Source organism: Candidatus Dedyshia acidiphila (assembly GCF_051025295.1).
GTDB lineage: Bacteria > Acidobacteriota > Terriglobia > Terriglobales > Acidobacteriaceae > KBS-83.
This window is the reverse complement of the sequence record NZ_JBMGJV010000011.1, coordinates 1-12,121: the sequence shown is the minus strand read 5'-3', so window position 1 is coordinate 12,121 and position 12,121 is coordinate 1. Positions and strand designations below refer to the sequence as shown.

At 62.9% G+C, this 12,121-nt stretch carries 10 protein-coding genes, 1 tRNA gene and 2 pseudogenes; 9 read left to right on the top strand and 4 right to left on the bottom strand.

Features of this window, described 5'->3' with window-relative positions; translation table 11 throughout:
* Positions 1–93: 93 nt before the first annotated feature.
* The 3 genes from AC5IJH_RS06550 to AC5IJH_RS06540 all read left to right on the top strand — a co-directional run bounded on the left by AC5IJH_RS06550 (position 94) and on the right by AC5IJH_RS06540 (position 2,208).
* Positions 94–1,803, top strand: coding sequence for a CRTAC1 family protein (locus AC5IJH_RS06550; protein WP_491902005.1), 1,710 nt, complete (start codon positions 94–96; stop codon positions 1,801–1,803).
* Between the two features lie 57 nt (positions 1,804–1,860).
* Positions 1,861–2,052 carry a hypothetical protein gene (locus tag AC5IJH_RS06545; protein ID WP_491902004.1) on the top strand — a complete coding sequence of 64 codons (192 nt, stop codon included), beginning with the start codon at positions 1,861–1,863 and terminating at the stop codon, positions 2,050–2,052.
* 71 nt (positions 2,053–2,123) lie between these two features.
* Positions 2,124–2,208 (top strand) — tRNA-Leu (locus AC5IJH_RS06540).
* Between the two features lie 68 nt (positions 2,209–2,276).
* Here AC5IJH_RS06540 and AC5IJH_RS06535 read toward each other — a convergent pair.
* Positions 2,277–2,419: pseudogene (locus AC5IJH_RS06535) on the bottom strand (helix-turn-helix transcriptional regulator).
* 315 nt (positions 2,420–2,734) lie between these two features.
* Here AC5IJH_RS06535 and AC5IJH_RS06530 point away from each other — a divergent pair.
* The 6 genes from AC5IJH_RS06530 to AC5IJH_RS06505 all read left to right on the top strand — a co-directional run bounded on the left by AC5IJH_RS06530 (position 2,735) and on the right by AC5IJH_RS06505 (position 9,505).
* A complete protein-coding gene (locus AC5IJH_RS06530) occupies positions 2,735–3,046 on the top strand; it encodes a DUF3467 domain-containing protein (RefSeq protein WP_491902003.1) in 312 nt (103 codons plus the stop codon).
* Between the two features lie 97 nt (positions 3,047–3,143).
* Positions 3,144–4,751, top strand: coding sequence for an ArnT family glycosyltransferase (locus AC5IJH_RS06525; RefSeq protein ID WP_491902002.1), 1,608 nt, complete (start codon positions 3,144–3,146; stop codon positions 4,749–4,751).
* A 91-nt stretch (positions 4,752–4,842) separates the two neighbouring features.
* Positions 4,843–6,522, top strand: coding sequence for a tetratricopeptide repeat protein (locus tag AC5IJH_RS06520; protein ID WP_491902001.1), 1,680 nt, complete (start codon positions 4,843–4,845; stop codon positions 6,520–6,522).
* On the top strand, positions 6,519–7,814 hold the full coding sequence (locus AC5IJH_RS06515; RefSeq protein ID WP_491902000.1) for an NfeD family protein: 1,296 nt from the start codon (positions 6,519–6,521) through the stop codon (positions 7,812–7,814). Before AC5IJH_RS06520 ends, AC5IJH_RS06515 begins: the two co-directional genes overlap by 4 nt.
* 54 nt (positions 7,815–7,868) lie before the next feature.
* Positions 7,869–8,684, top strand: a complete 816-nt coding sequence (locus AC5IJH_RS06510; protein WP_491901999.1) for a slipin family protein — start codon at positions 7,869–7,871, stop codon at positions 8,682–8,684.
* A complete protein-coding gene (locus AC5IJH_RS06505; protein WP_491901998.1) occupies positions 8,681–9,505 on the top strand; it encodes an SPOR domain-containing protein in 825 nt (274 codons plus the stop codon). The genes AC5IJH_RS06510 and AC5IJH_RS06505 overlap by 4 nt, the downstream gene beginning before the upstream one ends.
* A 7-nt stretch (positions 9,506–9,512) precedes the next feature.
* On the opposite strand, the gene AC5IJH_RS06500 is transcribed toward AC5IJH_RS06505, so the two are convergent.
* From AC5IJH_RS06500 to AC5IJH_RS06490, 3 genes and pseudogenes are all read right to left on the bottom strand, one after another.
* The gene (locus AC5IJH_RS06500; protein WP_491901997.1) at positions 9,513–10,214 is read right to left on the bottom strand and encodes a lysophospholipid acyltransferase family protein; all 702 of its coding nucleotides are present in this window, start codon (positions 10,212–10,214) and stop codon (positions 9,513–9,515) included.
* A gap of 18 nt (positions 10,215–10,232) precedes the next feature.
* The gene (gene mpl, locus AC5IJH_RS06495) at positions 10,233–11,666 is read right to left on the bottom strand and encodes a UDP-N-acetylmuramate:L-alanyl-gamma-D-glutamyl-meso-diaminopimelate ligase (protein WP_491901996.1); all 1,434 of its coding nucleotides are present in this window, start codon (positions 11,664–11,666) and stop codon (positions 10,233–10,235) included.
* Positions 11,663–12,121 (bottom strand): annotated as a pseudogene (locus AC5IJH_RS06490) (LD-carboxypeptidase); the annotation flags it as partial. The gene mpl and the pseudogene AC5IJH_RS06490, both read right to left, overlap by 4 nt.

Here is a 12,121-nt window from a genome sequence, read left to right as displayed (position 1 = left end):
GGTCACCACCGAACGATGGATAGCCGTCCGCGCCCGGGCTGACGTATGGTGGAGCCTGCTGCCGTGTGAGCGTTCTCACCGGAGCCGACGGCTATGCGCGCGTTTCCTCTTTCTTTTTGCTTTGTTCTGCTCTGTGTTGCGCACTCCTCACTCGCGCAGGCACCTGCTGCGCCAGCGCACGCCGCGCCAGAGGCCCAGATCGTTCCCGGACGTTTCGTCGACATCACGTCGAAAGCTGGCGTCCACTTTACGGACCGCGCCTCGCACACGGCGAAGAAGTATCTGCTGGAGACGATGGGCTCCGGCGTCGCGCTGTTCGACTACGACAACGATGGCCGGCTCGATCTGTTGCTTGTCAACGGCGCTCCCATCACGGATCCGACCCCTAAAGGGACGATCCCGCAAAAGACCGGGCCGGAGTACTGGAATCGTCTGTATCACCAGAAGCAGGACGGCACGTTCGAGGACGTGACGGAGAAGGCTGGCCTGACCGGTGTAGGCTACGGCCTGGGCGTCGCCGCCGGTGATTATGACAATGACGGTTACGAAGACCTGTACGTCACCAGCTACGGCGGCAATCATCTCTACCACAACAACGGCAACGGCACCTTCACCGATGTGACCACGAGTTCCGCCACGGGCGGCAGTGGATGGTCCACCTCGGCGGCATGGGTGGATCTGGACAACGATGGGCGGCTCGACCTTGTTGTGCTGCGCTACGTGCAGTGGGACTTCGACGACGTCTACTGCGGTGAGCATCGCGAGGGCTACCGAGCGTACTGCCATCCCGATGTCTTCCAGCCGATCAGCGCGCTCGTCTATCACAACGATGGCAATGGCCACTTCACCGAGATGGCAGCCAAAGCCGGCCTGAACAAGCCCGGCAAGGGCCTGGGCATCGCGCTCGCCGACTTCGATCGCGACGGCAAAATCGACCTGGTCGTTGCAAACGATTCGATGGTGGAGTTTCTTTACCACAACAAAGGCAACGGCACGTTTGAAGAGACAGGTCTCGAGGCAGAGATTGCGGTCGATGGCGATGGTCGCACTTACGCGGGCATGGGCGTCGACTTCCAGGACTACAACAACGACGGACTGCCGGATCTCGTGATCACCAATTTAGCCAACCAGAAGTACGCGCTGTATCGCAACAATGGCGATGGCAGTTTCACGTACGACAGCTACATGACCGGCATCGGCGGCATGACCCTGCTGCATTCCGGCTGGGGCATCCACTTCGTGGACTACGACAATGATGGCCTGAAAGACCTGCTGGTCACGCAGGGCCACGACCTGGACACGATCCAGCTCACGTTTCCGCAGCTGCGCTATAGAGAGCCGATGCTGCTGGCTCGCAACACCGGCAAGCGTTTTGTCGATGTCTCCGGGCAGTCCGGCGCGGTGTTTCAGCAGGCGTGGGCCGGCCGGGGCATGGCGGTCGGCGATCTGGACAATGATGGCCGCATTGATGCGGTGGTGACCACCAACGATGGACCCGCGTACATCCTGCACAATGAAACGCCGACGACGAATCACTGGCTCGCAGTCGCGCTGACCGGGCACCGCAGCAACCGCGACGGCATTGGCGCAGAGGTGCGCGTCACGACAAGTATGGGCACCCAGAGCGTCACCGTTTCAAGCGCGGGCAGCTATCTTTCGTCGAACGACAAGCGCGCGCACTTCGGATTGGGCAAGGATACCGCTGCATCATTTGTCGAGGTCCATTGGCCCAGCGGCATTGTGCAGAAGCTGACGAATGTAAAGGGCGATCGCATTCTCAAGGTCGAAGAACCGTCTCAGTGACATGACTTGCAGGTGACGCCGGACGATGCGACGCCATCTGACTGAGTGAGACGCCCAATGCAAAACGAAACGACGCATACACCTGAAGCCGCGGAACAGACGCCGCGCGACCCAGAGCAGCGCCCGGTCGAAGACCAGGAGAGCCTGCGCGAGAAGATGCTCGACAAGACGCTCGCCGATTCGTTCCCCACCAGCGACCCACCCTCGACGATCCCGGACCCATCCGCAGACGACTCCTTCGCTGCGTAGCTGGGGACGTCTGAGGACTACGACGCGCCTGTAGCGGCCTGATATAACTACTGGCAGGAAGCAGCAGCATTGCGAAAGTGGCGGAATTGGCAGACGCACCAGACTTAGGATCTGGCGGGGTAACTCGTGGGGGTTCGAGTCCCCCCTTTCGCACCAGCGTCACAGAAAGAGCGGCACCGCAAAGTCGAGCATCCTGCGGTTAGCGCTTGCCGCGCGGGTCGTATTTAAAAGCACTGCTCGATGGGCACACCCAGCACCAGCGCAACTTTGAATGCGGTTTCGAGCGAAGGCGATACTTATCCTGCTCAATCGCTATGACGGTCTGGCGCGTCACACCCACGCGATCCGCCAGGTCCTGCTGAGTCATTTCTTGCGACGCGCGTAGCTCCCGGATTTTGTTGCGGATCGCCGGCACTTGCTTTCGACATGATCTCCAGGGGAGTGAACAGGTGACCCACCATGCGTCCCAGCAACACCAGGGTTGGCCTGCACTCGCCCGTCTCCCCTATACTCGTCTGCGTAGCCCAGCCGTTGCAGACATCCAGCGGTGAGAGCGGCGCTGAGTTCATCCTGTGATCGCTTGGTCGCAGGTTCGAGCAGGCTGATGCGGGGTTTCGCACCCGCGTTCGCAGCAACTCTCCAATCAGGGCAATCCCAGACAGGCAGGCAGACGAGTACAGGCATGGCAGACAACAATCCTTCGAACAATCAGCCCCGCATTCAAGTGACGGAAGCACCGGAGTACCGCGAGGGCTATGCGAACAGCGTGCAGGTTCGCGCCAGTGTGTGGGACTTCTTTCTTTCCTTCGGCACCGCGCACCAGGACTCGCCGGACCAGGTGACGATCAAGGGCTTTCAGGGCATTTACCTCAGCCCGCAGCAGGCCAAGGCGCTGTTCAACGTGCTGGGTCAGAATCTGGCCCAGTATGAGCAGGCCTTCGGCGCCATCTCGCTCGAGCCTGTCTCGAATTCTGGTCCGCGTCCGCTGAACTAACCTGGGAAGACGGCGAGGGCGCTTCTCTCGAGATCGCCCTCTGCTGCTCCCCTGTTCTCCGAAACGTCACCGTGGAGGCGACCTGATCCTCCCTTCCGTGCGCAGACAAACCGAACAGCAGACGTCCGCCGCGCCGCACCACCGTCCCTTCCCGCTTCGGCTGGTTTTTCCGCTGATCTTTGTCGCGCTGTACTTGTCGCATGCTTCGCTTCTGCGCCTGCCCTACTACTGGGACGAGGCGGGCTACTACATCCCGGCTGCCTACGACCTCTTCCGCACCGGCACGCTCATCCCCTACAGCACGCTGACCAATGCGCACCCGCCGCTGCCCGCGTTGTATCTGGCGCTGTGGTGGAAGCTTTCGGGGTTTGCTCCCGCAACGACGCGCTTCGCTGAGCTGCTGATCGCGTCCTTCGCACTACTCGGCGTGTATCGGCTCGCCCTGCGCGTCACCGGCCAGCTCTCGATCGCGGTTGCCACCACGCTGCTCACCGCGCTGTACCCGGTCTGGTTTGCGCAGAGCACGCTGGCGCATGCGGACCTGATGGCTGCCGCGTTCACGGTATGGGGTCTCGCGTTTTACGCGGCGCGACCTTTGAATGAACCTGACGAAGGCCAGACCTCTTCGAGCATGCCGTTTGCAGCAGTGTGCTTCGCACTTGCTGCGCTCTCGAAAGAGACGGCCATCGTCACACCCGTTGCGCTCGCGCTGTACGAGCTGTCACGTTGGCGGAGGCCTCCATCACTCGAGCGGGCGGCTGTGCTGCTCACCTCCCTTTTGCCACTGTGTGGCTGGTATCTGTACCACTGGCGGCGCACGGGTCACATCTTCGGCAACCCGGAGTACCTGCGCTACAACGCCACCTCAACGCTGGCGCCAATGCGCGTGGCTGCCGCGCTGCTGCACCGTGCCCTGCACCTGACAGCGCATATGAATCTGTTCGTGCCGGTGCTGTGCGCGTTTGCTTCGCTCCTGCTTGTGCCTCGTGCGCTTGCGGGAGGAGCGATACGGCCTGCTCTGGCGCGGGGTGCATGGCTGCCGCTCGCTTACGCGGTGGTGACGAACTGGCTCGTGTTCTCCGTGCTGGGCGGTGCGCTGCTCACACGCTACCTGCTCCCGCTGTATCCGCTGGTGCTGCTGCTGTGTGTTGCCACCTTCTGGCGTCGCGTGCCCGCATGGGGAGGCCTGGTGGCGCTCTCTGGCTTCGCGTTTGTGCTCGGGCTGTTCTTCAACCCGCCCTACCGCTTCGCTCCGGAAGACAACCTGACCTATGCCGATGCGATCCAGCTCGATCGCCATGCCATTCACCAAGTAGTAGTGCGCTATCCGCACCAGACGGTGCTCACAGCATGGCCGGTTTCGGATGAGCTGACCCGGCCGGAGCTCGGTTACATGAAGACGGCCATCCCGGTGGTCACGATCAATGATTTCTCCGCACCGGAGATCGCTCGCGCCGCTGCGGTGCGCGACAACTTCAGCGTCGGGCTGATCTTCTCGACCAAGTACGATCCGCCGCACCTGCCATTTCTGCTCGGCCATCGCAGCGAGGCACTGGATCGCCAGTACTTCGGCTTCCACCAGGACCTGTCGCCGGAGGCGATCGCCCGGCTGCTCGGCGGAACCGTGGTCTGGCGGGAAGAGCGCGAAGGGCTTTGGGCGGCGGTGGTTCACTTCGATCGTCCGCAGCAGGCGTCGCTGCACTAGTCCTGAATCCCGACAACGGCACTGCAGTCACTGGGCAACGCCTTTTGGGCCATGCGAATGCCTCGCGCCCGAGCACTATAATCACCGCAACGTGCCCCCTTCCCTCTCACTGCGCTGCGTGCTGCTGGCCGGGCTACTCCCCTGCGCCGGGCTCCTGTTCACGACCACGGCCGCGCACGCGCAGGCCGCGTCCGACTCCGCGACCCTGCCGCCAAAATTGCACCACCGCCTCGTAATGGTGCTGCCGTTCGACAACCGCACCGGGCAGGCGAGTCTCGACTGGGTGAGCGAGGCAGTGTCGGAGACGATGAATCAAAGACTGGGCGCGTCCGGCTTCGACGTGATCGGCCGCGACGACCGGCAGTATGCGCTGGAGCATCTCGGCCTACCGCAGAGCTTCCAGCCCTCGCGTGCCACCGCGGTCCGGCTGGCACAGACGCTCGATGCAGACGATGTGATCGTTGGCTCGTACAGCCTCCAGGGCACGACACTTCACGTCTCAGCACAGATGCTGGATGTGAACGCACTGAAGCTGAGCGCACCGCTGGTGCGCGATGGCGCACTCGATCACATGCTGGATGTGCTCGACTCGCTGTCCTGGCAGGTGGCCCGTGCGCTCGACCTGAAATTTCCGTTGCCGGAGAGCAGCTTTCTCGCTGCCGGATCGAGCCTGCACCTGAATGGTTTTGAGAATTACATTCGTGGCATCATCGAGGGCAATCCGGCGGAGCGGCTGCGTCACCTGAAGATCGCGGTTGCAGAAAACCCCGGCTACTCCCCGGCCTGGCTCGCGCTCGGGATGACCTACTTTTCCGAGCAGCAGTATGACGCAGCGGCGCTGTCGCTTGGCCATTTGAAGAAGACGGATCGGGCGGCGCTGCAGGCAGAGTTCTACCGCGGACTCTCCTTCTTCTACACCGGTCACTACGATCAGGCGGAAGACGCCTTCACCTTCGTCGCTGGCCAACTGCCACTGCCGGAGGTCGTGAATAACCAGGGCGTTGCGGCGGCAAGACGCGGCCACGATGGTGGCGCGCTCTTTCAGGAAGCGATCGCCGCCGACCCACACGATCCCGACTACCAATTCAACCTGGCGCTGGCACTGGCGCGGCGCGGTGATACGAAGCATGCGCTTGATGCAGTGGCCGAGGCGCTGAAACTCCGTCCGCAGGATACAGAAGCAGCGAAGCTGCAGACCATGCTGCGCCAGCCTGCCGCAGCGGTTCCGGCTTCCTACCCGGGCAGTGCGACGCCTGATCCCGGCACAGAAGGCGGCGCGCGCAGCCTGCCGTTGGAGCGTATCAAGCGCGGTTACAACGACGCTTCCTTCCGCCAGGCCGCCTCCGAGCTGGAAGAGATGGAAGCACAGCACCTGGCGACACTGCCACCCGCGGAGCAGGCTGCGATTCTGGCGAAAGAGGGGCGAACTTATCTGGGGCGCGGTCTCATGCTCGAAGCCGAGCGTGAGTTCCAGCTCGCCCTGGCCGCCAGCCAGAACAACGCGGACGCTCACGCCGGTCTGGCCGAGGTACGGCGTCGCAACGGCGATGATGCCCAGGCGCGCGCAGAGGCCCAAAGTTCGCTGAAGCTGCAGCCGAACGCCGCCGCCTGGCTGACGCTTGCTCGGCTTGACCGCACGGCACGCCAGCTTCCCGCTGCGCGTGACGATGTCAGCCGTGCACTGCAGCTTGAGCCTGCAAACAGCGATGCTCACGGTCTACAGCAGGCATTGAACCCACCGGCACCACCACCCCCGCCGGTTCACCCATGAAGGCGCTCCGCGCGCTCGGCTTGCTCCTGCTGGTCCTGCTCTTAGCCACCAGCGTGCGGGCCCATGCCGCGCGTCCAGTGGTCGTGGTCGTGCGACTGGTCGATACCATTCAACCGATCAGCGATGACTATGTCACGCGCGCGTTGAACCACGCCGCCGATATCAAGGCTGACGCGGTGCTGATCGAAATGGATACGCCCGGCGGCCTGCTCACCTCGATGCGCAACATGGCGGGCCACATCGGCAGTTCGCCCGTGCCGGTGATCGTTTACGTGGCTCCCACGGGCGCACGCGCCGGCTCGGCTGGTTTTTTTCTACTCGAGGCAGCAGACATCGCTGCCATGGCTCCCGGCACGAACGCAGGCGCAGCTCACCCGGTTGTCGAAGGCGCAAAGATCGACGAAACGATGAAGCAGAAGCTCGAGAACGACGCTGCCGCGTTTCTGCGCTCCTATACTGCGCAGCGCGGCCGCAACCCGCAGGCCGCGGAAGATGCGGTGCGCAACTCGAAGTCCTACAGCGCGCAGGAGTGCCGTCAGCTCGGTCTGATCGACGTGATCGCACCGGATCGCGATGCCCTGTTGCGTGAGATCGACGGCCGCACCGTGACGCGTCTGAACGGGACAAAGACGGCGCTCCGTACGCGGAACGCGCTTCTCGATTCCATTCGCCCAACACTGCGTGATCGAGTGCTAGACGTGCTGATCAATCCTGATCTCGCCATCCTGATGCTGGTGCTCGGCGGCCTGCTGATCTACCTCGAGTTCAACGTGCCGGGCACCATCGTTCCCGGCGCCCTCGGCACGCTGCTCGTAGTGCTCTCGCTGTTCGCGCTCAACCTGCTGCCGGTGCGCGACACTGCCGTCCTTCTGCTCATCGCCGCGATAGCGCTCATGGTGCTGGACCTGAAGTTCGCGGGCCACGGCATTCTCGCCGCCGCGGGTATCGTCTGCCTGGTCCTCGGGATGATGACGCTGGTAGACGGGCCGGTGCCCGAGCTGCGCGTGCATCCCGCCACGGCGCTCGCTGCCGGTGTCGGCTTCGGCCTGATCACGGTTTTCCTGCTGCGGCTTGCATTGCGGGCACGTCGCAGCAAGTCCATGGTTGGCATCGATGCTCTGCTCGGCCAGACTGCGGTCGTGCTCAAGCCGCTCGAGCCCAACGGTCAGGTGATGGTGCATGGCGAGATCTGGGAGGCCCAGAGCACCACGCCCGCCGCCCGCGATGCGCAGGTCCGCGTCACCGGCATTCACGGACTCACGTTGCACGTCGAGCCACTTCCCCGGCCCTAACTCACTCTACCCGCAGCGGCGGGCGTACACTTCTCGCGCGAGGCCTGAACCCTGATGAGCATGTTTGCCCTGGTTGTGATCGCGATTGTTGTCCTCTATCTGCTCGGCTCGATCAAAATCCTGCGCGAGTACGAGCGCGCAGTCATCTTCCGGCTCGGTCGCGCGCTGGCGCCACCGAAGGGACCGGGCGTTATCGTCGTCTTCCGGCCGTTCGACCAGATGGTGCGCGTCTCGCTGCGTCAGGAAGTGCTCGAGGTGCCGCCGCAGGACATCATCACCCGCGACAACGTCACGCTGAAGGTGAACGCCGTCATCACCATGCGTGTGATCGATCCGGCGCGCGCAGTGATCGAGGTCTCAAACTATGTCTACCAGACCTCACAATTCGCACAGACCACACTGCGCTCGGTGCTCGGCGAAGTCGACCTCGATCAACTTCTGAGTCACCGCGATTCGCTGAATTCGCGCATCCAGGAAATCCTCGACAAGCACACCGCGCCCTGGGGCGTGAAGGTGCCCAGTGTTGAGGTCAAACAGGTAGATCTGCCCGAAAGCATGCTGCGCGCCATGGCCAAGCAGGCCGAGGCAGAGCGCGAGAAGCGGTCCAAAATCATCAATGCCGAGGGCGAGTTCGCAGCGTCGCAGCGGCTGGTCGACGCCGCGGCCCTGCTGGCCACGCAACCTATCACGCTACAGTTGCGGTATCTGCAGACCCTTACCGACATTGGTACCGAAAAGAACACGACCATCGTCTTTCCGCTACCCATCGAGTTAATCTCATTGTTCAATAAAACGGTGCAGGGACCTGTGGGACCGACTGTTCCACCGACACCCCCGCCACCGCCACCGAGTCACGAAGAGCCAGCATGAATTCCCTGATGGACGAGGTCGATCCGGACGAGCCGCGATCAGGTACTGACCTGACGCTAGGCATCGGCTCGCTGCTCAGCATCTTCTTCGGCGTCGTCCTGATCTGCGGCATCTTCTTTGGCTTCGGCTATTCAATGGGACGGCGCAATGCGCACGTGCCAGCAGCGCTCACCGCGCTCACGAACTCGGGCAGTCCTGCTTCCGTTACGAAATCGGACACTCCCGCTGCTGACACGGACACCGTCGTCACGCACGAACAGAGCGACGACAGCTCAGCAAAACCATCCATTCCGGCAGCCACACCCGAACCAGCAAGCCCCACTGCGCACCCGGCCCCGGCACCTGCCGCGTCCGAGCCATCCAGTGCGCCAGCCGCGAAGGCCGCTGTCCCTGAACAGCACACCGCCAGCGCGAAGACTGCTCCAGAACCACCGAAGACGCCAGCTGAACCGAAGACCACGCGCGTCGTCGAGCCCGCGGTCAGCAACCCCGCTCTGACAGCCGTGCCCTACGCCCATCGTCCAACGCTGCCCGCCAAGCCACATGCCGGATTTGCGACCATCCCCGATGTGAATGCCGGGCCCCAGCCGGACCCTACGCCGGGCCATCCGGTAATGGTGCAGATCGCCGCGGTCAGCCGCGAAGAGGATGCGCAGACACTGGCTGGCGCACTGCGCAAGCGCGGCTTCAGTCCCTCTGTGCGGCCTGGGACGGGAGACAAGTTCTTCCACGTGCAGGTGGGGCCATTCACCAACAAAACCGATGCAGAGTCGATGAAGCAGCACCTGCTCGCCGATGGATACAACGCCATCCTGAAGTAGCCCCGAGCTAAAGCTGTTCGAGGTTGAGCCCAGACTCGATCCACGCCCGGACCGCCGCCATCAGCGCTTCACGGTCGGCAAACTCTCCAGGCAAGAGTGCTGGATGAAACGTCACCGTCACGGCGCCCTTCCGCAACCGCACGCTGCCTTTCGGCAACATCTGATGAGTTCCCGTGATCGTGACCGGGACCACCGGCGCGCCTGAGTCCATGGCCAGGAAGAACGGGCCCTTCTTGAAGGGCAACAGCCGACCATCGCGCGAGCGCGTTCCCTCTGGGAAGACAACCACGCGTGCGCCTTGCGCAAGCGCATTCAGGGCAGCCGCGCCGCTGGCCTTTGCGCTCTCGACGGAGCCATCCCTCTGCACCGGTATGAAGCCTGCCAGTCGCATCGCGGCGCCCAGAATCGGAATCTTCATCAGCGAAGCTTTCAGGTAAATGACGACTCGTCCCGGAACGTTCGGCAGAAAGGCCGGTGGATCGAGGTTCGACGTGTGATTTGCCATCAGGATCGCAGCCCCGTGCGGCACGTTGTTCACTCCGCGAAGCACCACGCGAATGCCGACCAGCGGCAGCCCAGCCCGCGTGATCCAGAAGCCCACACGAAGCAGAACCCGCGTGTCCCGCGCGAGCAGTGTCCAGGGCAGCACAACGATCGCTGCGGGAAGACCCAACAAAGTCCAAATCAAGACAAGCAGAAGTCCGCGCATAGGCGAGAGTGCAGGTCCTCAGGCCTGAGAAGTTGCCGCAAGTTGTTGCGGCAGCTTCTCGTAGATGCCGTCAAAGCCGCCGTTCGAAAGGATGGCGACCACATCACCAGACCGCGCATTTGTAGCAACGCGTGTGACGATCTCAGCCACGCTGGGAACAAGAGCAGCGCTGTGCCCCTGGGCCACCAATGCCTTCACCACACCTTCCGGATGCAGGCGGTCCGCCTCCGGAATACTCTCCTGCTTGAAGACTCCGGCAAGGATGACTTCATCCGCCAGTGCGAGAGCCTCGACTAGTTCGCGCTCGAATACATTACGCCGCAGGGTATTCGAGCGCGGTTCGAGCACCGCCCACAAGCGCGACCCCGGGTACGAAGACCGCAGCGCGCGCAGTGTTTCGCGGATTGCTGTCGGGTGATGCGCGAAATCATCGATGACGGTGACACCGCGCTCGATAGCACGCACCTCGAGCCGCCGCTTGACGCTGCGGAAGGTGCTCAGCGCCTCCTTGATTGCGGCCGGAGCAATCCCCTGCCCGGCGGCCAGCGCGGCGGCTGCCGTCGCGTTGAGTGCGTTGTGCTCTCCGGCCATCGGCAGCGCGAGTTCGAGAAACGGCTCGCCGGCGCGCAAGAGCGCCCAGTGCGTTCGCCCGTCGCGGTGCTCAAGATGGCGAACCTGCCAGTACGACTCTTCCTGCAGTCCATAGCGCTCGACCGTGCAGAATGCGCGCGACACGCATTCGGTCACGTTCGCGCTGGCGTCGTAAGCCACGACGCGACCGCGCCGGGGCACCAGGTTCACGAGCCGTTTGAACGCTGTTTTCACTGCATCCAGATCGCGATAGATATCGGCATGATCGAATTCGACGTGCGTCAGAATGATCGAATCCGGGAAGTAGTGCATGAACTTCGGCCCTTTGTCGAAGAAAGCCGTATCGTATTCATCGCCTTCAAGCAGGAAGCTGCGGCTCGGCTGCAATTGAAAGCTGGAACCGAAATTCTCCGCGACACCACCAATCAGGAAAGACGGACCAGGCACTTGCTGTTGCCGTGCGGCCGTCTCATAGATCCAGGCCAGCATGCTCGTCGTCGTTGTCTTTCCATGCGTTCCAGCGACCACCAGCGACTCACGTCCAGCAAGGAACTCCTCCTGGATCGTCTGTGCCATGGAGCGAAACGGAATCCGCTGGTCAAGCACGTATTCGAGTTCCACATTGCCCCGCGAGATCGCATTGCCGACGATGACGAGGTCCGGCCGCGGCTCGAGGTTTCGCTCGCCATATGGCTCTTTCACGACGATGCCGAGTTGCGCCAGCAGGTCGGACATCGGTGGATAGGCAGCGGCGTCGGAACCAGTGACGCGGTGCCCCTGGAGCTGCAGCAGCCCGGCGAGCGATGCCATCGCCGTGCCGCAGATCCCGATCAGATGAATATGCTTCGTTTGCGTTGTCATGAACGTGTGAGGAGCGACGGTCGGGCACCCACTTCAAGCAGAACCGCCTCTTCGCTAAGCGTGAGTTCCGCCTCGACTCCGAAGGCCAACGTAACATTCCCGCGCGACACATGTCCCGAGCGAAGTCCATATCCGACCGGCCCAGGAAACCAGTCAAGCACGCTTTGGATGACGCGCTCCGCCAGATCCGGTGGCGCGCCGGGTGATGTGCAGTCGAGCATCTCGCCAAAAATAATTCCGGTCACGCCGTCAAACTTGCCCCCGAGCCGCAGTTGCCGCAGCATGCGGTCGATCTGGTAAGGCTTCTCTGCCAGGTCCTCGAGGAAAAGCAGCTTGCCTTCAGTTTGCGCGGCATAGGGCGTGCCGAGTGAGGCGACCAGCAGGCTCAGGCAGCCACCATAAAGCACACCGCGTGCGTTGCCGGGCCGCAGCATACGGAGTCCTGTTTCCCCCCC

What these genes read in the sequence shown, in the direction of transcription:
- AC5IJH_RS06550 (WP_491902005.1), top strand. Translation starts at nt 94, where the DNA reads ATGCGCGCGTTTCCTCTTTCTTTTTGCTTTGTTCTGCTCTGTGTTGCG.
- AC5IJH_RS06545 (WP_491902004.1), top strand. Translation starts at nt 1,861, where the DNA reads ATGCAAAACGAAACGACGCATACACCTGAAGCCGCGGAACAGACGCCG.
- AC5IJH_RS06530 (WP_491902003.1), top strand. Translation starts at nt 2,735, where the DNA reads ATGGCAGACAACAATCCTTCGAACAATCAGCCCCGCATTCAAGTGACG.
- AC5IJH_RS06515 (WP_491902000.1), top strand. Translation starts at nt 6,519, where the DNA reads ATGAAGGCGCTCCGCGCGCTCGGCTTGCTCCTGCTGGTCCTGCTCTTA.
- AC5IJH_RS06510 (WP_491901999.1), top strand. Translation starts at nt 7,869, where the DNA reads ATGAGCATGTTTGCCCTGGTTGTGATCGCGATTGTTGTCCTCTATCTG.
- AC5IJH_RS06505 (WP_491901998.1), top strand. Translation starts at nt 8,681, where the DNA reads ATGAATTCCCTGATGGACGAGGTCGATCCGGACGAGCCGCGATCAGGT.
- AC5IJH_RS06500 (WP_491901997.1), bottom strand. Translation starts at nt 10,214, where the DNA reads ATGCGCGGACTTCTGCTTGTCTTGATTTGGACTTTGTTGGGTCTTCCC.
- mpl (WP_491901996.1), bottom strand. Translation starts at nt 11,666, where the DNA reads ATGACAACGCAAACGAAGCATATTCATCTGATCGGGATCTGCGGCACG.